Origin of the sequence: Nitrospirillum amazonense, from assembly GCF_029594735.1 — a bacterium.
Classification (GTDB): Bacteria; Pseudomonadota; Alphaproteobacteria; order Azospirillales; family Azospirillaceae; genus Nitrospirillum; species Nitrospirillum amazonense.
On the sequence record NZ_JARPAF010000001.1, the window covers coordinates 948,141 to 973,502 of the forward strand.

At 67.7% G+C, this 25,362-nt stretch carries 20 protein-coding genes; 7 read left to right on the top strand and 13 right to left on the bottom strand.

What is annotated here, in order from left to right; all coding sequences use genetic code 11:
* Positions 1-27: 27 nt before the first annotated feature.
* Positions 28-630, bottom strand: a complete 603-nt coding sequence (locus tag P5F91_RS03795; RefSeq protein WP_277906554.1) for an LOG family protein — start codon at positions 628-630, stop codon at positions 28-30.
* Positions 631-920: 290 nt separating this feature from the next.
* Here P5F91_RS03795 and P5F91_RS03800 point away from each other — a divergent pair, with 290 nt between their 5' ends.
* Both P5F91_RS03800 and P5F91_RS03805 read left to right on the top strand, forming a co-directional pair.
* Entirely contained in the window at positions 921-2,246 is a 1,326-nt protein-coding gene (locus P5F91_RS03800) for an aromatic ring-hydroxylating dioxygenase subunit alpha (protein ID WP_277906555.1), read from the top strand.
* Positions 2,216-3,328: a type I glutamate--ammonia ligase gene (locus P5F91_RS03805; protein ID WP_277906556.1), complete on the top strand. Its 1,113-nt coding sequence runs from the start codon at positions 2,216-2,218 to the stop codon at positions 3,326-3,328. The genes P5F91_RS03800 and P5F91_RS03805 overlap by 31 nt, the downstream gene beginning before the upstream one ends.
* A gap of 637 nt (positions 3,329-3,965) precedes the next feature.
* Here P5F91_RS03805 and P5F91_RS03810 read toward each other — a convergent pair.
* Positions 3,966-4,514, bottom strand: coding sequence for a helix-turn-helix domain-containing protein (locus P5F91_RS03810; RefSeq protein ID WP_338424064.1), 549 nt, complete (start codon positions 4,512-4,514; stop codon positions 3,966-3,968).
* Between the two features lie 197 nt (positions 4,515-4,711).
* On the opposite strand from P5F91_RS03810, the gene P5F91_RS03815 reads away from it, so the two are divergent.
* Positions 4,712-5,011 (top strand): helix-turn-helix domain-containing protein, encoded by a 300-nt coding sequence (locus tag P5F91_RS03815; protein WP_277906558.1) that lies wholly within the window; start codon positions 4,712-4,714, stop codon positions 5,009-5,011.
* A gap of 118 nt (positions 5,012-5,129) precedes the next feature.
* On the top strand, positions 5,130-5,558 hold the full coding sequence (locus tag P5F91_RS03820) for a type I glutamate--ammonia ligase (RefSeq protein WP_277906795.1): 429 nt from the start codon (positions 5,130-5,132) through the stop codon (positions 5,556-5,558).
* Positions 5,559-5,720: 162 nt separating this feature from the next.
* On the opposite strand, the gene P5F91_RS03825 is transcribed toward P5F91_RS03820, so the two are convergent.
* From P5F91_RS03825 to P5F91_RS03835, 3 genes are read right to left on the bottom strand one after another with little or no spacing between them, the layout of a single operon-like run.
* Entirely contained in the window at positions 5,721-6,524 is an 804-nt protein-coding gene (locus tag P5F91_RS03825; protein ID WP_277906559.1) for an SDR family NAD(P)-dependent oxidoreductase, read from the bottom strand.
* A complete protein-coding gene (locus tag P5F91_RS03830; protein ID WP_145612196.1) occupies positions 6,525-7,382 on the bottom strand; it encodes a phytanoyl-CoA dioxygenase family protein in 858 nt (285 codons plus the stop codon).
* Positions 7,383-7,384: 2 nt separating this feature from the next.
* Entirely contained in the window at positions 7,385-8,212 is an 828-nt protein-coding gene (locus tag P5F91_RS03835; protein WP_277906560.1) for a D-glutamate cyclase family protein, read from the bottom strand.
* 103 nt (positions 8,213-8,315) lie between these two features.
* Between P5F91_RS03835 and P5F91_RS03840 the strand changes: the two genes are divergently transcribed.
* Positions 8,316-9,065, top strand: coding sequence for an SDR family NAD(P)-dependent oxidoreductase (locus P5F91_RS03840; RefSeq protein ID WP_277906561.1), 750 nt, complete (start codon positions 8,316-8,318; stop codon positions 9,063-9,065).
* 2 nt (positions 9,066-9,067) lie between these two features.
* On the opposite strand, the gene P5F91_RS03845 is transcribed toward P5F91_RS03840, so the two are convergent.
* Positions 9,068-10,279 carry an MFS transporter gene (locus tag P5F91_RS03845; RefSeq protein WP_277906562.1) on the bottom strand — a complete coding sequence of 404 codons (1,212 nt, stop codon included), beginning with the start codon at positions 10,277-10,279 and terminating at the stop codon, positions 9,068-9,070.
* Positions 10,280-10,501: 222 nt separating this feature from the next.
* On the opposite strand from P5F91_RS03845, the gene P5F91_RS03850 reads away from it, so the two are divergent.
* A complete protein-coding gene (locus tag P5F91_RS03850) occupies positions 10,502-11,791 on the top strand; it encodes a lipase family protein (protein WP_277906563.1) in 1,290 nt (429 codons plus the stop codon).
* 171 nt (positions 11,792-11,962) lie between these two features.
* Here the strand turns inward: P5F91_RS03850 and P5F91_RS03855 are convergent, their stop codons facing one another.
* A complete protein-coding gene (locus P5F91_RS03855; protein ID WP_277906564.1) occupies positions 11,963-14,140 on the bottom strand; it encodes a TonB-dependent receptor in 2,178 nt (725 codons plus the stop codon).
* 246 nt (positions 14,141-14,386) lie between these two features.
* Here P5F91_RS03855 and P5F91_RS03860 point away from each other — a divergent pair, with 246 nt between their 5' ends.
* Positions 14,387-16,189 carry an amidohydrolase family protein gene (locus tag P5F91_RS03860; protein WP_277906565.1) on the top strand — a complete coding sequence of 601 codons (1,803 nt, stop codon included), beginning with the start codon at positions 14,387-14,389 and terminating at the stop codon, positions 16,187-16,189.
* A gap of 335 nt (positions 16,190-16,524) precedes the next feature.
* On the opposite strand, the gene P5F91_RS03865 is transcribed toward P5F91_RS03860, so the two are convergent.
* From P5F91_RS03865 to P5F91_RS03890, 6 genes are read right to left on the bottom strand one after another with little or no spacing between them, the layout of a single operon-like run.
* Complete coding sequence (locus P5F91_RS03865; protein WP_277906566.1) at positions 16,525-18,714, bottom strand: NHLP bacteriocin export ABC transporter permease/ATPase subunit; 2,190 nt, start codon at positions 18,712-18,714, stop codon at positions 16,525-16,527.
* Positions 18,711-20,882 (bottom strand): NHLP family bacteriocin export ABC transporter peptidase/permease/ATPase subunit, encoded by a 2,172-nt coding sequence (locus P5F91_RS03870; protein ID WP_277906567.1) that lies wholly within the window; start codon positions 20,880-20,882, stop codon positions 18,711-18,713. Before P5F91_RS03870 ends, P5F91_RS03865 begins: the two co-directional genes overlap by 4 nt.
* Complete coding sequence (locus tag P5F91_RS03875; protein ID WP_145612204.1) at positions 20,882-21,856, bottom strand: NHLP bacteriocin system secretion protein; 975 nt, start codon at positions 21,854-21,856, stop codon at positions 20,882-20,884. Before P5F91_RS03875 ends, P5F91_RS03870 begins: the two co-directional genes overlap by 1 nt.
* Positions 21,857-21,883: 27 nt before the next feature.
* A complete protein-coding gene (locus P5F91_RS03880) occupies positions 21,884-24,121 on the bottom strand; it encodes a TOMM precursor leader peptide-binding protein (protein WP_277906568.1) in 2,238 nt (745 codons plus the stop codon).
* Positions 24,122-24,152: 31 nt separating this feature from the next.
* Positions 24,153-24,470, bottom strand: coding sequence for an NHLP leader peptide family RiPP precursor (locus tag P5F91_RS03885; protein ID WP_145612206.1), 318 nt, complete (start codon positions 24,468-24,470; stop codon positions 24,153-24,155).
* Positions 24,471-24,501: 31 nt separating this feature from the next.
* Positions 24,502-25,353 (bottom strand): hypothetical protein, encoded by an 852-nt coding sequence (locus P5F91_RS03890; protein ID WP_277906569.1) that lies wholly within the window; start codon positions 25,351-25,353, stop codon positions 24,502-24,504.
* Between the last annotated feature and the right edge of the window lie 9 nt (positions 25,354-25,362).

Here is a 25,362-nt window from a genome sequence, read left to right on the forward strand (position 1 = left end):
GTCAGGCGCCGGGGTCCCGGTCGAGGCCTACAGCCACTTGGCCACGGTGGGCTTTTGGAATACCTGCAGCTGGTCGATCAGGCCATCGGCATCCGGGTCCAGGGCGATGCCGGCGCGATGCTCGGGCGGCAGGAAGCGCTGGGCGATCATGGTGTCGACAAAGGCCATGAATGCGTCGAAATAGCCGCCGACGTTCAGCAGGCCCACCGGCTTGTCGATGTCGCCCAGCTGGTTCAGGGTCCAGGCCTCCATGAACTCCTCGGTGGTGCCGATGCCGCCCGGCAGGGCGATGCAGGCATCGGCCAGGGTCAGCATCCGTTCTTTGCGCGCCCGCATGCCGTCCACGATCTCATGCAGGCTGAGCGTGGGGTGCAGATGGTCCTTTTCGAACAGGCGGCGGGTGATGACGCCGTGGACTCGTCCGCCTTCCGCCAGGGCGGCGTCGGCCAGGATGCCCATCAGGCCCTTGTGCGTGCCACCATAGACGATGCCGATGCCCCGGCGCGCCAGCGTGGCGCCCAGCTGCGCAGCGGCGTCCTTGAACGCGTCGCCCAGCCCGGTGTTAGACCCGCAGAAAATCGCAATATTCTTCAGCGCGCGCGTGGCGGCAGCAGGCGTTTCGACACTCATGTCGTGAGGCATCCCCTGGTGGAGCGAGCAGTCAAAGCATAGGTCATGGCAGGGGCCTATACAACGCGACGGCCGGTTTGTTTCGGCACCGCCCTGCCGCCGTTTAGGCAACGGGGCCGGTATGCACCCGGGTGCATACTGTGGAAAACCACGCGGGCGCACGACAGCACCCTGCGAATTACTGGCACGGGTCCCGCTTTCAACCGAACACGCAACCGGCGCGCGGGCACGAACGCGCGCGGGGCATCGCATAAGGCCGCCTGGCACCAAGGAAGAACAGGAACAACCGCATGACTCCCGAACAGAACGCGCTGATCACCCGGTCGGGCCCCGATACGTCACTGGGCAAGCTGCTGCGGCGCTATTGGCAGCCCATCGCCCTGGTGGAGGAGTTGGAGGGCGCCCGCCCCGCCAAGGCGGTCCGCGTGCTGGGCCAGGACATGGTGCTGTTCCGCGATGAGGCCGGGCGCCTGGGCCTGCTGGACCGCGACTGCCCCCACCGCAACGCCGACCTGGCCTTCGGCCGGCTGGAGGGCGGCGGCCTGCGCTGCCTGTTTCACGGCTGGCTGTTCGACGTGAACGGCAACTGCATCGAAACCCCGGGTGAACCGGCGGGCAGCAAGCTGTGCACCCGCATCCATCAGCGCGCCTATCCGGTGGTGCAGAAGAGCGGCATGGTCTTCGGCTATCTGGGCGACGGTGATGCGCCGGCCTTCCCGGACCTGGACTGCTTCATCGCGCCGGACAGCCACGTCTTCGCCTTCAAGGGCTATCTGGACTGCAACTGGCTGCAGGCGCTGGAGGTCGGCATCGACCCCGCGCACGCCAGCTTCCTGCACCGCTTCTTCGAGGATGAGGACGCGGCCGGCAGCTATGGCCGCCAGTTCCGCGCCCAGTCCGCCGACAGCGACATGACCATGACCCAGGTGCTGCGGGAGTATGAGAACCCCGACATCAGCGTGGAGAAGACGGACATCGGCCTGCGCCTGACCTCGCTGCGCGCGCTGAACACCGGCGACACCCATGTGCGCGTCACCAACCTGCTGTTCCCCCAGGCCTTCGTCATCCCCCTGTCGGAGACGATGACCATTACCCAGTGGCATGTGCCCATCGACGATGTCAGCTGCTATTGGTACGCCGCCTTCACCGGCTTCGCCGAGCCCGTGAACAAGGAAGAGATGCGCCGCCAGCGCCTGCAACTCTACACCCTGCCCGACTACAAGCCGCGCCTGGGCCGCCACAACGACTATGGCTATGACGTGGTGGAACAGCGCAGCCGCACCTACACCGGCATGGGCGAGGACATCAACGTCCACGACCAGTGGGCGGTGGAAAGCCAGGGCCGCATCCAGGACCGCACGCGCGAGCACCTGGGCACGACGGACAAGGCGATCGTCGCCTACCGCATGATGCTGATGAGCCAGATGCGCAAGTCCGACCAGGGTGAGGCGCCCCTGCTGGTGTTGGACGCGACCGCCGCGGCCGGCGTCACCGGCCCCGCCACCGTGGACGGTGTCGCCAAGGCGGGTGAGGACATCCAGGCCTATTGGCAGCGCACCGACGCCCGCCGCCGGGCGCAGGCGCCGTGGACCGCACCCGTCAAGGCCAGCGCCTGATGCCGGCCTTCATCGAACGCCACGGCCTGTGGACGGACGACCAGCGGCGCCAGGCGGATGAAGTGCTGGCCCGGCTCAAGGGCGAGGACGTACGCCAGGTGCGCCTGTCCTTCCCCGACATGCACGGCCTGCTGCGCGGCAAGACCCTGCTTCCCGGCGCCGTGCCGGGGGCCTTACGCGACGGCTGTGCCATCACCTCCACCCTGTTGCTGAAGGACACCGCCCACCGCACGGTGGTGCCGGTGTTCACCGCCGGGGCCGGCATCGGCAACGCCGACCTGCAGGGCGGCGGCGACGTGGTCATGGTGCCTGACCCCGCCACCTTCCGGCACCTGCCCTGGGCGCCGGGCACCGCCTGGATGATGTGCGACCTCTACCACGCCGATGGAAGGCCGGTGGCCCTGTCCACCCGGCGGATCGCACAAGCGGCGACGGCGCGGCTGGCCGATCTCGGCTTCGACTATGTCAGCGGGCTGGAGGTGGAATTCCATCTGACCCGGCTGGTCGATCCCAAGCTGGCGCCTGCGGATTCCGGGCAGCCGGGCATGCCGCCGGAGGTCACCCTGCTGCACCAGGGCTACGCCTATCTGACCGAGCAGCGCTTCGACCAGATCGAGCCGGTGCTGGACATCCTGCGGCGCGACTGCCTGGCCCTGGGCCTGCCGCTGCATTCGCTGGAACTGGAGTTCGGGCCCAGCCAGTGCGAGTTCGTGTTCAGCCCCGGCAGCGGCATCCAGCCGGCCGACGACATGATCCTGTTCCGCAACGCGGTGAAACAGATCGCCCGGCGCCACGGCTACCATGCCAGCTTCATGTGCCGGCCGCAGTTGCCCAACGCCATGTCCAGCGGCTGGCATCTGCACCAGTCCCTGCGCGACCGCAGGACCGGCGCCAACGCGTTCGCGGCGGCGGATGGCGCGCCCAGGCTGTCCCGCATCGGCCGGCTGTTCCTGGCCGGCCTGCTGCGGGGCGCCGCAGCGGCCACGCCCTTCAGCACCCCCACCATCAACGGGTACAAGCGCTACCGCGCCAACAGCCTGGCGCCCGACCGGGTGGCCTGGGGGGAGGACAACCGGTGTTAGGGGACACATAGAGTTGGAGTGAGGCGGGATCTGGCGGGACATACCGGGATCCTATGGGACAACCCAGGCAATCCGGGCAGTCCAGGCCCACCACGAGGTGCGCGGACGGGGCGGCGTTGAAGTTGGACGGCGCGGGCGTCCGGGGCGGTTTCGACACATGAAATTGGAGAAGGTCGGCGGTCGGCGCAAGGGCTCTTAGAGGGCTCTTAGCCGGGCCGCCGCTGCTATTCAGGTAGCCCCAATTCCAGCACAGGTTCTGGCCGCGAACGAGAACCCTTGGCAGCCGAGGCGGCGTAACCACCGCGCGCGCATTAGTATTCGATGACACCATATGGCGCGAATATTCATGTAAGAACAGGCCGAAAACCGAAAACCTATCCCTGTAGTCAGGCAACACTAACGCCATCTTAACAAATACCTCCGCACAGTCCCAGGCGGGGCGTACGCCCTGGGGGTTAGCTGCATGCGGCTATGGAGGTACTTGCACTACCTCTACGGTGGCCGGGCCGGCCGGTCCACCACCCCCGCCTTACGCCCTGGGGGGTAAGGCATATCCTTATGGGGTAAGACAGGGTTGTCAACTCTTAGGATATGTATGGCGCGTTAATGCTACCTATTGGAATACATAGGTAATCAGTTAGCCGGCCTCGCGATCTGTCATCCCCTTGACACTATTGGCCATTCTGGCCTTCTCGCCCTCCGATGCACTTCCTAGCCATTCATAGCCGCGGAGGAAAAAATCCGTCAGCTTCTCCGGCGGCATATCTAAGATGCCCGGCTGGTGCCGGATGGCATCACAGAAGCCCAGCAGGGTAGAGCGAAGACGATCCCGATCCAGTGGAGCTGGGGACGCTCCCCATTCGGCCACCGGCTGCTGCAAGGCGTTCGCTCGAGCGCGCATTTCCCCTTCGCCTGTCAGAAGCCAGTGCAGGGAAACATCGTAAACGGAAGAAATCCTAGCAAGGGTGCTGATCGACGGCTCTGTGGTGCCGCGCTCATAGGTTCCCAGTGTGTCCGGAGCCAAGTCAAGAGCCTCGGCAGCGTCAATACGCTTCATCCCACCTCGGGCGGTAATAAGGCGCTCTGCAAAGGCGCTTTTGGGCTTAAACGGCGGGGCCATTCCTGGAACTTTCCTGGAACTGCGGTTCCCTGCTGCGCTCTGAGTTCCAGAACTCGCGCAAGCCATTGAACCAGCTATAAAAACGATAAATCTTCGGCATTGCGTTCAGGGACGCGGCTTGGAACTTATTTTTCTCGCCATCGACGCTTGCAAAGACGACAAATCTTCGTCATTATCCCTCTCATAACGAACCTTTCTTCAAAGAACCCTTCTTCGACCCTACGGAGCCATGCCGGGCAATCCGTGGAAAGGAGCACTATAGCATGGGTTGGCATCCTGCCGACATCCGAGCGGCCGTCGAAAAACGCGGCAAAACGCTGAAGGACGTGGCGCTGGCCGCCGGCATCCATGCCGATGCCTGCCGCTTCGCTCTTCGCCATCGCCACGTCCAGGGCGAGCGCGCCCTGTCCGAATTCCTGAAAATCCCGCTTTGGGAGCTGTGGCCCGACCGTTGGTCCGTTCATGGCATCCGCCTCGATCACCGTACGAAGGAACTCCGTCAACGCCACAACCCTAAGGCGGTGGTTGGTGATGTGTCCTGTCAGAAAAGTAGGGCTGCCTGAACATGGTTAACGAAACGAAGTCGCCGAAGATCGGTGAGGAATTCGACGCCGACATCATTGACATCGAGGTTGGGGAGCGCCTGCGGGAGGTGGACCCGGCCCGGGCGATGCTGGTCGCATCCAGCATGCGGGATCGGGGGCAGTTGACGCCCATCCTGCTGAAGCGCCGCAAGGCCAAGACCGGGGCGCCCTGCTGCGTGTGCTGGCGCGGGGGGAGCCGGGGGCCACCCGCATCGAGAACCGCATCGGCGAGCCCGCGGCCAACCCCTACCTCTACCTGTCCTCCCAGATGCTGACCGGCCTGGCCGGCATCGAGGCCGGGGAGGAACCGCCGCCCGCCGTCGACAGCCCCTATATGGCCGAGGCCGAGGCCCTGCCCACCAGCCTGGAATCGGCCCTGGTGTTGCTGGACCGCAGCGACATCCTGCGCCGCGGCTTTGGCGACGGCTTCGTCGATCACTTCCTGATGATCAAGCGCGCCGAGGTCGCCCGCTACAACAGCACGGTGACCGACTGGGAACACCGCGAATATTTTGATTTGTACTGAAGGCGCGCCAAAGTGAAACGCCCCGGTCAGCCGATCGGGGCGTTTTCTCTGCTGGCGCCTCACTTTTCCTAGGATGCGACTGCGTCCGCCGGGGCGAGAACCGAAGGGCGGAGCGAGGAAGCCAAGGCGGCGGAGGCCGCCGCCCGGCGCCTGAGGGCGAAACTAAAGCGTCGCCCCGCCGTCGATGACCAGTTCCTGGCCGGTGATGTTCCGCCCACCGGGGCCCACCAGGTACAGGACCATCGCGACGATGTCCGACGGTTCGCTTGGACGGCCAAGCGGGATCCCCATGTTGGCGACGTAGCGGGTCAGCGCCTCATCCTCGCTGACGCCGTCCTGCTCCGCCCGAACGCGCCAGGCGGCCTTCATGCGGGGCACAGCCACGGGGCCGGGGGCGATGTAGTTCACGGTGACGCCATCGGGCCCCGCCTCCAGCGCGGCGCTGCGCGACAGGCCGCGCAGGCCCCATTTGGAGGCGCTGTAGCTGGACCGGCCGGCGCGGCCGCGCATGCCGTGGTTGCCGCCGATGTTGACGACGCGCCCACCCTTGGCCGCCCGCATGACGGGCAGCAGGCGCGACAGCACGATGAAGGGCGCGCGCAGGTTGGTGGCGATGACGTTGTCGAAATCCGCCACGCTGAATTCCCCGATGGGCGGGGACAGCGGCCCGGTGGTGCCGGCGGCGTTGACCACCACGTCCACCCGGCCAGCCGTCCATTCCAGGAAGCGGGTCAGCGCCTGGTCCAGGGCCTCGGCGTCGCGCACGTCCACCGTCAGGACCAGGGCGTCGCCCCCCTGCCCGCGCAGCCGGCCGGCCAGTTCCTCCAGCGCCGCCGTCCGGCGGCCCGTGATGGCGACGTCATAGCCGGCGGCGCCCAGCGCCAGGGCGATCTCGCTGCCGGTGCCGGCGCTGGCGCCCGTGACCAGGGCCACAGGCCGTTCACGCGTCGTCCCCTGGGGGGCCACTTACATCGCCTCCGCGAAATAGCGGCGGTTGGATTCCGCCTGGATCTTGTAGATGGAGCTGCCGGCACGCGACGGGAACGGCAGCTTCACGTAGTTCTGCTCAAACCGCACCTCGCTGGTCGGCGGGCCGGCGACGATGCGGCTGTCGTACTCCTCCCAATCCACCTTGTAGAACAGGGGAAAGGCGTCGGTGGCGGCGTATTCGTAGAACAGGATCCGGCGCGACCTGCCGGAACGGTTGACGCTGGAGCCATGCAGGGTCATGGGGTGGTGAAAGCTGACGGTGCCCGGCGGGCCGGCCAGCAGCGCGGCCTTGTCCAGCGCGATCTGGCTGACGTCCACGGCGCCGGCGAAATAGCCTTCCTCGTCATGGTGGTCCAGCAGTGGCCCCTTGTGGCTGCCGGGGATGACCTGCATGGCGCCGTTCTCGGCCGAGGCGCCATCCAGCATGATGGAAGCGACACAGGTGGACATGTTGGTGTGGGGGGCGAAGGCCCAGTCCTGATGCCATTCCAGTGCTGCGCCGCCGTTGGCCGCCTTCATGTTCATCTTGGTGTGGTTCAGGCGGATGTTGGGCCCGATCAGCCGGTTCAGCACGTCGACGATCTTGGGATGGCCGGCCAGGCGGGCATAGAAGGGATCGATGCGGTTGGGCTTCTTGATGCGCTGGATGGTGCGCTTGCCGTTGGCGTCCTGGTCGAAATCGAACCAGGCGTCGTCGGCGATGCTGTCGGCCGCGCGCGCCTCGATCCGGGCGGTCAGCTCCAGCAGTTCATCCAGCACGGGACCGGCCAGCAGGCCCGGCACGACGGCGTAGCCGTGGGCGCCGTAATGAGAGACGATTTCGTCGACGTTCATCCTCAATCTTCCTTCGGCAAAGGCAGGTCGGTGACGACCATGTGCGCCTTGTAATGCGTGATGCAGAGCGGCAGGCGGGCGGCGCGGGCGGCGATCTGGCCGGTGGCGCCGCAGGCCCAGAAAACGGGGACCTCGTCGGGGTTGAGCCGGGTCAGGCCATGGCCGCCATAGCTCCGTTCCAGATCCCGAATGCCCAGATCGCCGGGTAGCCCCAAGGACACCGGCGCGCCGTGGAAGGCGGGGTAGCGGGCCGACAGGATGGTGGCCTTGATGGCGTCGGCCGGGCGCAGGGCCCGCATGGACACCACCAGCTTGCCGGCGAAGGGTCCGACGGGTGTGGTGTCGCGGTCGGTCACATACATGGCCGAGACATTGCCCTCATCCAGGTGGCGCAGGCGCACGCCGTGACGCTGCAGCAGCGCCTCGAAGGAAAAGGAGCAGCCCAGGACGAAAGCCACCAGGTCATCGCGCCAGAAGGCACTGGCGTCGACCGGCGTGTCCACCAGTTCCCCATCGCGGAAGATCATATAGCCGCCGGTGTCACGGGCGATGTCCATGTCCTGGGCCAGGGACGGGATGGCCCGTTCCCCCGGCGCGCTGCGGCCCAGCAGGGGCAGCGCCTGGGCATTGGCGCGGCAGTAGGCCTCGAACGCGTCGGCATAGTCCGCCGGCACGGCCACCAGGTTGCCCTGCACCACGGTGCGCGCCACCAGGTTGGTGAAGCCGGTGAAACGGCGTTCCCGTATGGCCCGGCGTACCGCCACCGGGTCGGCGGGATCGAACGCACCGGCCACGCCGGACCTCGCGTCAGGATGTGACATCAAGCTCATGGCGCCGATCATATCCAGCAAGGGTGTTGCCGGGAGTTGCTATTTTTTGCCCCGGCCGTTGCCGAAGCGGCCCTGGGTTTATGCTGTGGCCAGGGTATGGGTGGTGGAAGACCATCACCATCGGGACAAGACCATGGCGCGCATCCTGATCATCGGCAGTTCGGCCGGCCTGGGGCGGACGGTGGCGCAAGGATGCCGGGCCGACGGCGGCTGGGTCGCCATGGCGGATGGCGCCACCGACGCCACCGGCCCCTGGGACCTGTACATTCCCGTAAATCCGGCGGATCCGGAAGCCCCTGCCCGCGCCATGGAAGCCATCCGGGCCGACCAGGGGGCGCTGGACGCCGTGGTGGTCGCCGCCTCGCTGGTGCAGACCGCCCCGGTGGGCCAGTGGACGGCGGCGATGTGGGATGAGGCGGCGGCCATCAACCTGCGCCTGCCCTTCCTGGCGGCGCAGGCGGCCCTGGACCTGCTGGGCGCCTCCCCCAATGCCAGCATCATCTTCATCTCCTCCACCGCCACGCTGCGCGGGCAGCCGCTCACCCATGCCTATCAGGCGACCAAGGCGGGGCTGGCCGGGCTGGTCCGCAGCCTGGCGGCAGAGCTGGGCCCCAGGGGCATCCGGGTCAATGGAACCTTGGTCGGCTGGGTGGACACGCCGCAGACCCGGGCCTTCTGGTCGAAACAAGAAGACGCCGACGCGGCGCGCCAGGCGGTGGACAGCCGCATCCCCCTGCGCCGCCATGGCGGGGCCGAGGAAGCGGCGGCCCTGGTCCGCTATCTCATCTCCCCCGCCGCGTCCTACGTCACCGGCACCATGATCCCGGTGGACGGCGGCGACACGGCGGTTTGAGTTTAAGAGGCTGAAACGGCCGGCGCCGATCGGCGCTGCGCGCCCACCACACCCGGCAACGCCACCAGGGCCACCACAAGGCCGGCCAGGGCGATGGCGACATAAACACCCCAGGCCGATGACGCGAAGTAGAGGGTGGGCGTCAGGAACGACGCCAGGGAAACGAATTGGTTGACGGTGCCGGCCATCGTGCCGCCCCCCAGCGCCTGGCCGGCGACCAGCGGCATGGCCGCCATACAGACACCCGACAGGGCGCCGAAGGTGAACAGCCAGCCCATCAGCCCCGCCACCGCCAGCACCAGCGGACTGCCCGGGAAGAACAGCAGGAACTGTGCCACCATGCCCACGCCCACCATGATGGTGAACAAGGTGCGGGGCGGGAAATCGCGGGCCAGCAGGGTGCCGGTCACGGTGCCGCCCAGCAGGACGGCCGCGATCTTCGCCACCGCGACGATGCTGGCGGACGCCGCCAGGGACACGCCGTGCACCTTGGCCAAGTAGGTGGCGGCCACCAGGCTGGTGCCATAGGAGATCATGCTGGGCAGGGCGGCGCTGACCGCCAGTTGCAGCACGTCCCGGCGTCGCAAGGCGGCGAACAGGCGGCCGACCTGTTCCCGGACGGGCACCCCATCGGCCTTGCGCGGCGGCACCTGGGGCAGGAACACGGTGCCGAGCCAACACAGCAGCATGAACGCGCCGTGCAGCGCCGGCGCCACCCGCCAGTCAGCCGCGGTGGTGAACGGCGCCGCGACCAGCAAGCCCAGGGAGAATCCGACGGGGGCGTAGGTGGACCACAGCGCCATGGCCCTGGTGCGGGTGGCACCGTCGAGCCCGCCCATCAGCATGGCGGCGCCGCCGTTCAGCACCCCGACATAGCCGACACCGGCCAGCAACACACCGACGTCCAGCAGCCAGACATCCCGCGCCAGGAAAACCACGGCGTCGGCCAGGGCCAGCACCGGAGCGGCCAGCACCAGGGTCCGACGCGGCCCGATGCGGTCGACGATGCCGCCGCCCACCATGGCCATGATGGCCGCCGGCAGGGAGAACAGGGCGATGGTCAGGCCGATGGCGGCGGCCGGGGCCTGCAGATCGGCGGTGATGCGGACCGTCAGCGGCGACAGGATGCCGACCAGCGACATGGCGCCCAGCCCGATGCCGTACACCACCAGGATGGCCAGCCATCCGCCCCGCTTTACCGCCGTCGCCATCATCGTGCCGCTTTCCCACATGGGTCCCCAGACGCCAACTGTGAGGCGCCGGCGCGTCCCAAGCAAGCCGGGTACGGGATTAGCACCGGGCCGTTCACAAAAACCGCACCACGGCCGCGTTGTCGCCCGGGCAACGGCCCATGGTAGAAACGGACACGGGGGAAATGAAGGCACGGCCCTAGGCTGTGGACCATCCATCACCACGACAAAAAGATCGGACAGCGTATGGTCAGGATTTCCAAGCGCGCGCTTCTGTACTTTTCCCTGGCGCTGCTGTCGGGAACGGCCCTGGCGCGGGCCGCGACGCATAGCGCGCCCGACATCGAGGGCGACGGCGGCGTTTCGGCCTTTTACCGCTGGGACGCAGCGATCACCCAGCCAGGCCTGCCCTTGCGGGAGGAGACGTTCCCGGCCACCCTGTCGCGGCCCAAGGTGGCCGGGACGGCGCTGCGCATCCTTTACACCGCCACCAGCGGCGTCGGGCGCGGCCTGGTGCCCGTGTCCGGCATCGTCTACCTTCCCGCCGGCGCGCCGCCCCCGGGCGGCTGGCCCATCCTGGCCTGGGCCCACGGCACCACCGGTTTCGCCGATGTCTGCGCCCCCTCCTGGCGGGGCCAGCCGGCGCGGGACGTGGCCTATCTGCAGCGCTGGATGGAGGCCGGCTTCGCCGTCGTCGCCACCGACTATGAGGGGTTGGGGACCAAGGGCGTCCACCCCTACCTGCTGTGGAAGTCCGAGGGCCGGTCCATCCTGGACGCCGTGCGCGCGGCCCTGAAGGCCAAGCCGGGCGTGCTGCGTAATCAGGTGGTCATCGCCGGACAGTCCCAGGGGTCCGGCGCCGCCCTGGGGGCCACCTACCTGGCGCCCGACTACGCACCGGACCTGCACGTCCTGGGCACCGTCGCCACCGGCCTAGTGGTCACCTTCGCTGGCCCCCAGGGCGATGGCTATGTGAAGAAGCCGGAGCAGTACACCGACCCGCGCCAGATGGATCCGGGCTTCGCCATGCTGCGCATCGCCGGCATCGACCGCGCCCTGCATCCGGAACTGGACCCGGCGGACTTCGTCACGGCCAAGGGCCGCCCCCTGCTGGACGCCGCGCGCACCTCCTGCCTGCACGACCTGTTCGCCTTGTCCAAGGAAAAGGGCCTGACGGGGGAAGAGGTCTTCGTCCCCGACCTGAAGCCGCTGGACGCGGACATGGAGCCCAACTTCGTTCTGCCGGTCGCGAAGATGACCGTGCCCATCTTCGCCGGCACCGGCCTGGCCGACGGCATGGCCGGCACCGCCGGGCAGTACAACGCCGTCAAGGCCATGTGCGACGCCGGCACCAGGGTGCAATGGCACGTCTATCCCGGTCTCAGCCACAACGGCGCCGTCAACGGTTCCCTGGCTGACAGCCTGCCCTTTGTCCAGGCCCTGCTGAAGGGTGAAACACCCAAGGGCAACTGCGCGGGCATCACCCCGCCGGGGCCCGTGCAGGCGTCGACGCCAGGCATCCCCTTCAACGATTGAAGAGTTCCCCGGCAACAAGAAGGGCGGCGGCACCATCACGATGCCGCCGCCCCAGTTTCAAGCCTACGGGAAACTTCAGGGAAACACGGGATCAAGGCAGCGGCGTGAGAACCTCCCCCACGCCGCCGCGGGAGGCCACCGCTGATCGACCATGATCAGCGGTGGCACGCATCAGTAGCGGTACTGCGCCGTCAGACCGATGGTGCGGGGGCGATAGCCCTGATCGTAGTACAGCGTGCCGCCGACGCCGTCGTGGTTGCGCGCCAGCACATCGGTGGAGTTGGTGACGTTGTCGACGAACAGCGACAGATCCAGGCCCGAGAACCGGGCGCCGGCCCGCAGGGACAGATAGTTGGTGGCCCCCAGGGCGTAGAGGCCGGCGTCATAGCCGTAGGTGCCCTGGATGTTCTGCTGGATGTTCTTGCTGGCGAAGCTGTAGTCGGCACGCAGATAGCCGACGACGTTCTCGTTGACCGGCATTTCACCCTCGCCATAGACGTGGCCAGACCACAGCGGCCCACCGATGCGCTGGCCGGCCGCCTTCAGCAGCAGGTTGTTGCCACCATAGATGTTCTCATCGTAGGTGATGTGGGTATAGCCCAGCTCCGTGCCGAAGGTCAGGCCGCGTACGGGTCGGATGGCGGCGGACAGCTCCATGCCCTTGCCGGTGGCCTCACCCAGGTTGGAGATGTAGGAGAAGCTGCAGGTCGGCAGGCGGATGGACTGCTGGATGTTCTTCCACTTCAGCAGGTAGCCGCTGGCGTCCAGGCTCACCATGCCGCCGAACAGCTTGTTCTTGCTGCCGCCCTCATAGGACCAGAGGTTGTCGGACTCATATCCGGTGGGGCTGGAGGTCAGGCCCAGGGTCTTCAGATCGCTGGCGCAGAATTCGCTCGCGACCGCCGCCTGAGCGCCGCCGGGGCGGAAGCCTTCGGTGGCGGAGGCGTAGAGCATGTGGTCCGTGTCCAGCTGGTAGGAGACGCCGACCTTGGGCGTCCAGGCGCCCTCGTTCTGACCCACCGTCTTGACGGTGCGGACGCCGCCGTTGGTGGGGCCGTCCTTGGTATCGGTGAAGTCGAACTCATCCAGGGTGTAGCGTACCGCCAGGGTGACCTTCAGGTCCTCCATCGGCTTGATGTCGATGGCGCCATAGCCTGCGTACTGGTGGTCGTTGGCCGAGACCAGGTTCACGTAGCTGTAGCGGTTGTCGTACTGCTTGTAGCCGTTGACCAGCACCCCCGGGAAACGGCCCGAGCCCGTGTAGTTGGTAAAGTACTGCCGGGTGCGGGAGTAATAGGCACCCACCGTCCAGTCCACGTACTTGTTGTCATAAGACTGCGCCCGCAGTTCCTGCGTCAGGTTGCGCTGGTTCAGCGTCAGGTAGTCGGCCGTGTTGGACAGGGTCTTGTTGGAATAGCTGCCGAAGGGGTTGCCTGACCGCAGGAAGGAGAAATAGGTGCCGTAATCCAGCGTCTGGTCCTGCTGACGCTCGAAATAGGACGTGTTGGAAATGATGTCGATGTTGTCCCACCGGTACTTCATCGCCAGGGCCGGCATGGTGAAGCGGTCGCGGGTCGGTTCCAGGTTGGCGACACCGGTCTTGTAGTCGGCATCCCCGGTGTTGCCGTAGCCTTCCCAGTAGTCATTGCGGGCGTTGGACTTTTCCAACTGATAATAGATGCTGGGCGTGATCGTCAGGTCCTCGATCGGTCGCCATGAAGCGGCCAGGCGGGCCTCCCGCGTGTCGCTGAAGTTGACGTCCTTGTCGATGACCGTGTTGGTGCCCTGCTTCACCTGGTCGATATAGCCGCCGCTATGCTGGTACCAGGCGCTGGCACGCACCGCCAGGGTATCGGAAATCGGCCCGCCGACGGCGGAGCCGGCCTCATAGCTGGCGGCGCCGTTGTAGGTGGAGGCAACCTCCGCCCGGGAATAGATCTCCAGCTTGTCGAAGCTGGGCTGGGGGGTGATGAAGCGGACAGCGCCGCCCTCCGCGCTGGCGCCGAACAAGGTGCCCTGCGGCCCGCGCAGCACCTCCACCCGCTCCAGGTCGAACACCTTGGGATAGGGGTTGCCGCCGTAGTAGCCGACGTTGCGAATCTGGATGGGCGTGTCGTCGATATAGATGGCGGTGGTGGCCGAGCCCACGTCCGAGGACAGGCCGCGGATGTAGATGTTGGTGCCGTTGTTCGCGGTGACGCCCGCCGACGGCGCGAAGCGAAGGGCGGGCGTGACCCGGGCGATATCGTCGATCTTGCGGATGCCCTCCTGGTCCATCTGGTCCTGGCTCAGGGACGCGACGGACAGCGGAACCTTGCTGATGCTTTCACCGCGACGCTGCGCGGTCACAATGATCTCCGTGAGCCCGTCCGCATCCGACGCCGGCTGAGCCTGGGCCCAGGCCGCCGTGGCGCCAACGACAAGGCCGGCCGGGGCAGCTGACAGAACAAGAAAGGCCAGGCCGGCGCGACGGACCGGCAAGCGGCGGGTACGTGGATGACGTTCAGACATAAAGAGTCCCCCTTACCTGAAACATTAGTGCCCCCTGCTGTTTGTTATGTCGCTTGTGAGCCGCGTACCTTGCGGTACGGGACCTTGGATGCGACTGCGGTTATTTCGGCATCCGTCCAGCAGGACCGTGCCACCAGGACGGTAATTTTCACCAGTTCCGCTATCGCCCGCTGGCTGGTAGTGCTGGCTGGTGGCTGGCTGCCGCATGTCCCGACAGCCCTCATCGTCCGGGGAAAATGCGGCCAAGGCCATTGCAAGAACGGAACAGTCCCGTTGCTAAATCCGTGCGACGGCATGCCGTTGTCGGGGGCGCACAGCGGCGCTGCGGAACTGGCAACCGAAGGGACCCCCGTTTCCGTTACCCTCTCTTCCCCGTCGCCCTATCATGGTGGGCTGCAGCCGGAAACCGTCGGAGCGAGCATGTCGGATCAGACCCCCCTGGTCGTGCGGGCCGGGCATCTTATCGCCTCTGCCGACCAGGCCCCCGCCGGTCCGCATGAGGTGGTCATCGCGGATGGCAAGGTCGTGAGCGTCCGTCCTGTGGACCATGACCAGCTGGCGCCCGATGAGGCCCGCCTGTTGCTGATGCCGGCCCTGGCCAACGCCCATGACCATGGCCGCGGCCTCGGTCCCCTGGCCTTTGGCGCGACGGACCAACCCCTGGAGACCTGGCTGCCCGACCTCGCCCGCCAGCCGCCCCTGGACTTCTATCAATGCGCCGCCATCGCCTTTTCCCGCATGGCGGAATCCGGTATCGGCGCCGCCAATCACTGCCACAACACGCAAAGCAGCCAGACCTTACTGGCCGAAGCCGAGGCGGTGTCGCGGGCGGCGCGGGACGTGGGCATCCGCGTGGCCTTCTGCTGGCCCTTCTTCGATGCCAATCCTGTCGTTTACGGGGACCTGGAGCCCCTGGCGGCGCACATGGGCGCGGCGGAATTCCAGGCGTTGAAGGGCCGGGAGGCCAGCATGCGCGACTGCGCCACCAACCTGGCCCTGATGGATCAGGCACGCGCCTTCGAGCATGCGCTGTTCACCCTGCAATATCATCCCGTCGGGCCGCAATGGGTTCAGCCCGCCACGCTGGCGGCGATCGCCCGCGCGTCGATGGAGGATGGCCGGCGGGTGCATATGCATTTGCTGGAAACACGCCACCAGCGGGCTTGGGCGGACCAGCGCTACCCGGACGGCATCCTCCGCCATTTCGATGCCATCGGCTTGCTCTCCCCGCGCCTGACGGTGGCGCACGGCGTCTGGCTGCGCCCGGATGAGTGCGCCCTGCTGGCTGACCGGGGGGTCACGGTGGTCGTCAACACCTCGTCCAACCTGCGCCTGCGGTCGGGCGTGCCGCCCATGGGCCTGCTGGCGCAAGCCGGTACGCCCCTCGCCTTCGGGCTTGACGGAATGAGCCTCGATGATGACGACGACATGCTGCGGGAGATGCGCCTCGCTTATCATCTGGCGGGCGCGGCGGCGGGCGACGGTGAAGCGCTATCGCCGGCGGATGTGTTGAAAGGCGCCTGGGAAACAGGGCGTCATACCATCCTCGGCAACGATGGTGGCGGCCGCCTGGCGGTGGGGGCCCCCGCGGATATCATGGGCGTCGACTATGCCACCATTGCCCACGACGCCATGACATCCAGGTCAAACGTCCTTTCCCTGTTGATAGGCCGCGCGCAAAAACGCCACGTTCGGCTACTTGTTGTCGGCGGCCGTGCTGTTTTCAGCCGGATGAACGTTTCGACGTCTGGCCAAGACCCATCTATTCTTTACCACAACAGACTATTTCCGACTGATCAGGCCCTCACCGAATCAGAGGAGAGTAAAATAAGAAAATATCAGTCGCTATTGAGGCTATATTACGACATTAAACAAACCCCAAGATGAAAGTGATATTGCGAACCACACCGGAATATTCCCTGAAGGAACTTAGTGTCAGGTAGATGATCTGGCGCTGATTGGAATTCGTTCTCCCGTCAAATTCTTCAGTGTGACATGCCTTATATGGATGCGGCCTGATCGCGCCGATCCACACTTTGATGTCGCTTATCTAAAGGGATCAAGGCGATCACCTGCTCCAGGCTCGTGTCCTCGGTGCCGGATCATCTGATCATCACCAAGCTTGCATCAGAGCCAATTGATCATTCCAATTAATTGGGCCGCTGCCGGATTGTATGATAGCGGGATAAGATATCGATCCAATCGGAAGCCCTGACTTACAATCACATCATCTGGCGCCGCGCCAAATCGCCGAAAACGCCGCCTTGGGCGATAAGGTCGGCATAGCTGCCGTTTTCCACCAGGCGTCCCTGGTCCATGACGAAGATGCGGTCGGCCTCGATGATGGTGGACAGGCGGTGGGCGATGACCACGCGGGTGGCCCGCAATTCGCGCACGCTTCGCGTCACGATGGCTTGGGTAGTGTTATCCAGGGCGCTGGTGGCCTCATCGAACAGCAGGATGCGCGGCCGGCCGGCAAGGGCCCGCGCGATCATCAGCCGCTGCTTCTGCCCGCCGGAGATCACTCCCGCCCCTTCCGCGATCACCGTGTGCATGCCCATGGGCATGGCGCGGATGTCCTGGTCCAGGCCGGCCAGGCGCGCCGCCTCCCACGCGTCGTCCACCGTCAGGCGGGTGGAGGCGCCGATGATGTTGGAGGAGAGGGGACCCGGGATCAGCTTGCCGTTCTGCAGCACCACGCCCAGTTGCCGGCGCACCGCCCCCAGATCCAGGCCCGCCAAATCCTGGCCGTCGTAATAGATGGCGCCCCCCTGAGGCCGCTCGAACCCCAGCAGAAGGCGGAACAGGGTGGATTTGCCGGACCCGGACGCGCCGACGATGGCCACGAATTCCCCCGGCCGGATGCTGATCGACACGTCGTCTAGGATCAGGGGACCGTCGGCGCTGTAGCGGAAGCTGACATGGCTGATGTCGATGGCGCCCGTGAAGGGCCGCGGGGCGGCCTGCACCCGGTTGGGTTCGGGCATCGCCTGCAGCAGGGGGCGCAGGCGTTCGTACAGGGGGGCCGCGCTCAGCGCATTGGTCAGCGCCATGGTCATGGCCAGGGTGGCGGCGAAGAACTGGCTGAAGGCGGCGTTGAAGGCGGCGAAGGCCCCGGTGCTGAGTGGCGCCGCAGCCTCCACCGCCGCGAACAGGCAGAGCGAGGCCAGGACGACGTAGCCGGCGTTGAACACCTCCAGCCTGTCGCCCAGGCGCTGCACACCGAAGCTGAGCGTCTTCTGCTGGGCGAAGCGCGTCGCCCACAGGGCGAAGGCGCGCTTCTCCGCGCCGTTGGCGCGCAGCTTGGCCATGCCGGTCAGCAATTGGAAAACGCGGGAGGCCAGGTCGCCCTGCACGGCGATCATGCGCCGCTCCAGCCGCAGGCGCAGCAGGTTGATGCCCACCGCCGCCGCCATGGCGATACCGGCCAGCAGGGCCACCAACAGGCCCAGGCGCCAATCGATGGTGAAGAGGAAGGCGAAGCTGGCCAGGCTGAAGATCCAGCTTATCAGGGCCGACTGGGCGCTTTCGCTGATGCTGTGCAGGATCTGCGTGGCGCCGAAGATGCGCTGCGTCAGATCGCCCGCGGCGTAAGTCCGGAAGAAGGGGGCCGGCAGGCGCAGCACGCGCTGCATCACCGCCGCCTGGACACCGATGGCCGCCCGCGCGTCGACCCGCAAAAGCGCGATGGCCCGTGTCAGCTCAAAGGCGCTGACGCCCAGGGTGGCGGTCAGCAACAGCAGGATGAACTGTCCCAGGCGTCCCGGCCCCCCCGCCGGGATGACGGTGTTGATCAGGGCGCCGGTGGCCACGGGCACGCCCAGGCCCAGCACGCCGCCCAACGCGCCCAGCAGCAGCAGGCGGGCGATGTCGCGGCCGCTGCCGCGTAAGGCGAAACGCGCAAGGCTCCACAGCGTGATCCGCTCATCCGGCAGGGGCCGGTAGAAGACGAAGGCCTGGGTCTCCAGCCCGGCCGCCTGCCGGGCATCCAGCCGTACCCGCGTCCCGGCGGCGGGGTCCCAAAGCCACAGCCCGTCGCCGCGCGCGGCCGGCAGCAGCGCCACGGGCGCGCCGTCCTTGCGGAAGGCCAGCAGGGGCATGGCGCCGTCCCGCCACCAGTCGCGGCCGGTCAGGGCAACGACACGCCAGGCGGCACCGGCCTGGCGGGCCAGGCTTTCCAGGCGCTGGATGGGGGCATCGGCGGCGGAGGCCGACACGGCCGGGGTGATGCCGGCGGCGCGGAAGACCTGCCGGCAGGCATCGACCAGGGCGTCGCCCGTGCCCAGCAGTACGGCGGAATCCGCCGCCTGCCCGGCCAGCACCTGGGCCAGATCACCGATGGACGAGGCGAACATGCGGCCGTCGGCTCGGGCCTTGTCCTGTAGCCGTTGATCGAGGGAGTTATCGGTCATTGGTCGGTCGCGATCAGGGTGCTGTAACGGCCGCCCAGGGCCATGAGCGCGTCATGGCTGCCCCGTTCGGCGATGCGCCCGCGATCCATGACGATGATCTCGTCACAGTCGCGGATGGTGGACAGGCGGTGGGCTACGATGAGACAGGCGCAGCCACGGCGGCGCAGATTGCCGTCGATGGCCTTCTCGGTCAGTGGATCCAGGGCGGACGTCGCCTCATCCAGTACCAGCACGCGCGGCCGCCCGGCCAGGGCGCGCGCAATCTCCAGCCGCTGGCGCTCTCCGCCGCTGAAGTTGGCCCCCGCCTCCTCCACCGGCGCGTCATAGCCGCCGGTCCGGGCCACGATGACATCGTGGATGGCCGCATCACGGGCGGCGCTGACCATTTCCTCCGGCGGCAGGGTGCCGTCCCACAGGCTGAGGTTGTCGCGGATGGTGCCGGCGAACAGGTAGACGTCCTGGTCGACGCTGCCCAAGGTGGCGTGCAGCCGGTCGCGGGCGATCTGGTCGCGTGGAATGCCGTCCAGCAGCACCTGCCCCTCCCATGGTTTCAACACGCCGGTGACCAGGCGGGCCACGGTGGACTTGCCGCTGCCCGAGCCGCCCACCAGGGCGACGCGGCGGCCGGGTTCCAGCGTCAGGCTGAAATCCTCGATCAAAGGCGCCTCCAGCCGGCTGTAGCCGAAGCGCAGGTTGCGCAGCTCCAGCCGCCCGGCCAACGCCCCCCCCTCGGACGCCCCGCCCTCCGGCACGCCGTCCCCAGACCCGTCAACGGCGGCGGGGAAGTTGAGGACATCGTCCAGGCGGGCCATATCTCCTTGCGCCTCCTGCAGCTTGCCGGCCAGGCCCATCAGGTTGGTCACCGGCTGGGTGAAGCTGGCCATCAGGCCCTGGAAGGCGACCAGCATGCCGATGGACATGCGCCCGTCGATCACCCGCAGGCCCCCCAGGCCCAGGATGGCGACGGAAACCAGCGCGTTCAGCAGGTTGGGCAGCACGGCCAGCAGGCGGGTGTTCAGCTCCAGCCGCTGCTCGCCATTGATGACCTTGGCCAGATGGCCGGACCAGCGCGCGAAGAAATCCCCCTCGCCGCCCGTGGCCTTCAGGGTCTCGATGGTCTCGACGCCCCCCATGGTGACGGCCATCAGCTTGCCCCGGTCCTGCAGCAGCCGCAGATTGTCATCCCGCCGCTTGCGCGCGATGGCCCTGAGGACCACCAGGTTCAGCGCCGTGATGGCGATGCCGGCCAGGGTCAGGCCCACGTCGTAGGTGGCCATGATGGCGGCGTAGAACAGGACGGACAGGACGTTGACGGCGTTGGTGGCGAGGTCGCCCGCCAGCAGATGGGCCACGCGGTCGTTGGCGGTCACGCGTACGCTGATGTCGCCGACATAGCGCTGGTTGAAGAATTCGATGGGCAGGCGCAGCACATGCCAGAAAAAGCTGGCGGAGGATTGCAGCGACAGCCGCATCTCCAGGCGCAATAGTTGCGACTGCTGCAGGGCGGTCAGCCCCATGCGCAGCAGCGCCGTGACCAGCATGCCCAGCAACAGCGGCGGCAACCAGCCATCCAGGCGCTTGATCAGGATCTCATCGATGAACACCTGGGTGAACACCGGCAGCGCCAGGCCCGGCAGCACCAGGGCCAGGGTGGCGATGACGACGAAGGCGAAGGCGGCACGCACGCCGTGCAAACGGCTGGCCAGCGCCCTGGCCAGGCTGGGCTCGTTGCCGCCCTTCTGGAAATCGGGCCCCGGCGCCATGGACAGGGTGACGCCGGTGTAGCCGTCGCTGAATTCCGCGTCCGTCACCGTGCGGGGGCCGGTGGCCGGGTCGTTGATGTGGACCACGCCCTTGCCGAACCCCTCCACCACCAGGAAGTGGTTGAAGTTCCAGAAGACGATGGCGGGCATGGGCGCCTGGCGCAACTGCCCGATGTCATAGCGCTTGCCGCCGGCGGTCAGGCCGTAGGCGCGGGCGGCCTTGACCACGTTGCTGGCCTTGCTGCCGTCGCGGGAGACGCCGCAGGCGGCACGCAACTCCTCCAGCGACACGTGGCGGCCGTAATGGGCCAGCAGGATGGCCAGGCTGGCGGCGCCGCACTCCACCGCCTCCATCTGCAGGATGGTGGGGGTGCGCAGCCGGCGCTTGAAGGGAAGACCGGCCATCAGTCGCGCACCCGGCTGGGCGAGGACTTGTCCAGGAAGGGGAATAGCAGGGCGATGGGTCGGCGGCTTTCCAGCACGAAGCTGCCACTGCACAGCGTGCCGCTGCTGATCTCCAGCTCGTCGCCGGCGGGGGAGGACCAGCGGTAGCCGCTTTGCGACCGCGTATCGGGCACCAGATCGACCTCCACGGCGATGGGGGGCCCCTCCGGCGCCAGTTCGTCCACCAGGGCGGGGTTGGGCAGCAGGGCCAGCATGCCGGCCTGCGTCGCCGGATATTTCGATACCGAGCGCACCCGGCCGATGAGATAGCCGTCGCGCTCCCTCAGGCTGGTGACGGGGGAGATTTCCGTGGTCATGCCCGGCCGCAGCAGCTTGGCGTTGCTGGAGGGCGGCAGGTACAGCACGGCGCGCAGCGGGGACTCCCCGTATTCCATGCTGACGATGGGGTCGCCGGGCTTCACGGCGTGGCCGTTGGTGGCCATGACCTCCACCACCTCGCCGTCATGGTCGCTGATCACCCGGTGGTCCAGCGCCGCCTCGAAGCGCAAGCGGTCCAGTTCCTGCTGCGCCTGGGCGCGGGTCTCACCAGCACCCGGCCCGGTGGCGGTGGCCAGGGTGCGCACATAGGCCTCGGCGGAGGCGATCTGCTGCGCCAACGCCGGGTCGATGATACGGCCCAGAACCTGGCCCTTGGCGATGTGCTGGCCGGGGCTGAGATGCTCCATGTCGGCCACCACACCGTCGACCACCGCCACGACGTTGAAGGTGCCGCCGTCATGGATCAGCACACCGCGCCCCATCATACGCGATGGCAGGGTGCCAAAAACGGCCCAGGCCAGGATCGCCGCCAGCAGGACGGCGGACGCCCACAGCGCGATCCAGGCGCGCGCCGGCGTCACCTGGACCAACTGGTTCAGCTGTTCCGGGGAGGACAGGCCGTCCAGGGCCGCCTTGCGGAAAATCGGATTACTCATGCCCCCAATGCCCCCATCAGCGCCCCATCACATGAAAATCGGGATGGGATTCAAGTCACTCTCGGCCAACGGCCGCTCCAGCCAGCCCAGGCGCACCGGCACGTCGTAAAGCCGCCCCGGCGCGAAACGCGCCCAGTAATGGCGCAGGCCCGGCACCACCACCTTCACCACCGGCAGGCCCACGTCGGCCCGCGTCTGGTCCAGCACCAGCATCTCGAGCCCGGCACGGTCGAGGATGGACAGGCAATGGTCGATGTCGGCCAGGAAACCACCGGTGTGCTGCACCGGAAAATCCGCCAGCCGCACGGGCGCTCGGGTCCCGTCGGCGGCCAGATAGGGCTGGTTCGCCAGCGTGGCGCCGGTCAGCCAAGCCACCGTGTCCGGCTCCTCCAGCTCGGCATCCTGGCCATCATCGGCCAGGCCCAGCAATTGGTTCATTTCGGCGAAGGCGCGCTGCAGGGCGATGCGGGCGTCCAGGTGGCAGCCCATGCCCATCAGGATGCGCTCGGCTGGTGTTCCCACCTGCCGGGACAGGGCCACGAACACGGGGATGCCCAGGTCGGTGGTCAGGTCCAGGGCCCACACTTCCCGCCCGTAGCGGTCGCGGTAATGGTCGCGCAGTTGGGTCAGGTAGGGATCACCGAAGCCGTCGACCGCCACCGCCGGGCGCGCCAGGCGGTTGTACCACCAGATGGCGGCGGCATCGCGCTCCACCAGCTCGAAAAAGCCTTGCAGGATGGCCTCTTCCCGGGTGTTGCCGGCGGCACTGCCGTTGGAACAGCCGACGGCGTAAAAGTCCGGCGCGTCGCGGCCTCGGACGTTGTAGTACAGCAGCTGCGTGGGCAAGTGGCGGTGCCGCTGCCGGGTCAGCGACCAGACGGGCGTCCAGTCGATCACCGCGTCGTCCGGCAGCGGATGAGGCGTGACGTTGAAGGCCGATCCCTTGGCGTTTTGCGCCACGCGGTCGGCGAACTGGGCGTCGCTGTAGTGCATCACGGCATTGGGGTGGATGGCCTGGCCCACATCCCAATCCCGCCAGGCCCGGGGGATGCGCACCTCCCCGCCCGACAGCTCGCCGCTGTACCGCTCAATGGCCTCGCACAGGGCACTGGCCTTGGCCTGGGCCTCCGACACCCCTTTGCCGGAGGCGTTGCTGCGCAAATTGCGTTTCAGGTCGTTCAGGCTTTCCATGGGGCGGGCGGCGTTGGTGCCCGCGGTGTAGACATGGGTCAGGCCCTCGCCCGCCGGCCCGGCCCGCTCCAACGCGCGCACCACGCCGGTGATGGGACTGACCAGGTGCGCGTAGGTGGCCAGGGTCGTCTCAGGCGCGACGCTGCGGTGCCCGCCGTCGGCGCGGAAGGCGGCCGTGCCCATGCGCAATTCCAGGGGACGGGCCACCGGCACCGGGGCCTTGCCGCAGGCGGGGCAGGCCGGATTGCGCGCCAGGACGTGGGCCTGCTGCGCGAGGGTGGTCAGGTCCAGGCTCAGCACCCGTCCCGTCAGGCCGCAGGGCGCGCCGGCCAGGATCAGGGCGGCCGCCGCCACCGCGTTCTGGCAGGTCGCGGCATGGACGGCGGGCAGCAACGCCCGAACCGGCCGTGGGGCCTCCCGCCCCTGCTGGTCGGCGGCCAGGCGGAACAGGGCGCGGTTGCGGGCCAGGCGCCGCTGCAGACAGCACCAGCATCCCGTCTGATGTGGGACGAAATGCGGGCCCAGCCATTGCTCCCGCCCGCCCGTACGCAGCAGCAGCCAGGGCCGGCCGCTGGCCAGGGCGGCGGCGTTGATGGTCGCCAATTCCGGATGCAGGTAGTCGTCGGCCGCGACGATCCACAGATCTGCCCCATCGGCCGTCCCCTCCTGCAGGCCGGCCGCCACCAGGGCGGCGCGCAGGGGGTCGGCATCCACCGGTCCCACCGCGATCACCGCCACGCGCCGGGCCGCCAGGGCATGGCGCGCGGCCGGCGCGTCCACGCCGACCGCGTGCCAATAGGCCGCCTCCGCCCCCGTCTGATCCGGGGCCGCCTCCACCAGATGCCCTGCCCGCTCCAGCAATCCCAGCACGTAGTAGACGCGGGCCGCGTCCACCCGTCCGGCCAGCGCGTCGACGATGGCGTCGGTAGTGTGCCGGCCGTCCAGCAAGGGCACGATCCCCTCGTATACGGCGCCGTGCAGCGCCCTGCCGCCGTCTTCCGACAGCAGCAGGACGCCTTCGCCCGGGAAAACCGTCGCCTGGAGATGCGCCTTGAGGAGGGGAATTCTCAACATCGGATCCGCAACGCCGCGCTGTTGGATACGCTCAGATGCACCGCCGGGTGGGATTGCCGGGGGGCTTGGGCTTCACCACGGCGGGACCGCCGCAGGAGAAGGCGAAGCGCCCGCCGGCGACGGCGTCCAGATCGGTGTCGCTGATATCCGTGGGCTTGGCCGGCAGAACCAGGGTGTAGGCAGTGTCGGTGTTTTCCACCACGCGGAATGTCACCCCGGCGGGCATCGCCACCCCCTCCGCCGCCAGCACGGCCGCCGGGTCGGCCAGCAGCCGCGCCTTATAGGTGTCGTCGCTCCAGGCCTTGGCAACGATCTTGCCGTAGGCCTTGGCATTGTCATCGGTCTGCATGCTCTTCTTCCCTTCTCTTATGTCGTGATGGTCAGGCGCAGGCCAGCGCCGGTGTCGGCTGCATAAGCTCGGCCAACAGGTCGCGCATGGCGTCATCGCCGGGATAATCGTCGCCCCCGCCCATGACGCGCGCGGTGTTGAACGCCTCCCGCGCGATGATGGCCCGGTCCCACGCATCCAGGCTGGCAATGAACTCCAGGCTTTCGTCGACATGGCCGATGTCGCTGCCCACGGCGCTGTGCACCCGCAGGCACCGGGTGGCGAAGACGCCGGCCGGCAAGGCGGCCTCCACCTCGGCGATGACCTCGGCGGTCACGTTCAGGCTAGTGCGTTCCAGGACATAGGCGTAGCCCAGCACGGCGATGGGTTCCGGGGATTCCGCCAATTCCCGGTGCCGTTCGGCCAGGGCCATCGCCGTGCGGGGGCGCAGGCGTTCCACGAAGGTCGCCGCTGGCAGGCCCAGGGCCTCCATGTCCAGCCAGGCCAGGGTGTCGTGCCCCGTCTCCTCCTCCGCCACGTGGCGACAGTGGGCGGCAACGGCGAGCTGGCCCCGCTCCTCCAGCCGGTCGGCCGCGCGGCGCATGGCGCCCGGCGTGACGCCCGTGGTGCGCCAGCCGGCGGCCAGGCCGTGGACATAGCGCAGGAACACGTCGCGCTGGGCGGAGGACGGACGCGGCCCGGTGGCGGCGGCCACGGCGGCGGAGAAGCCGGCATACATGGCACCGGACATCAATTGCCGCGTCGACCGTGCCGAGCCCTGCGCCGACAGGGCGTCGGCCGGGCCGGCCTGCCATGGCGGCAGACGGTGCAAGCGGAACCGCTCGTCGGAGGCTTCCAGATACAGGCCGCCGGGCAAAGACAGGCGTTCGGAAAAGTCGCTCATGGTCAGGGT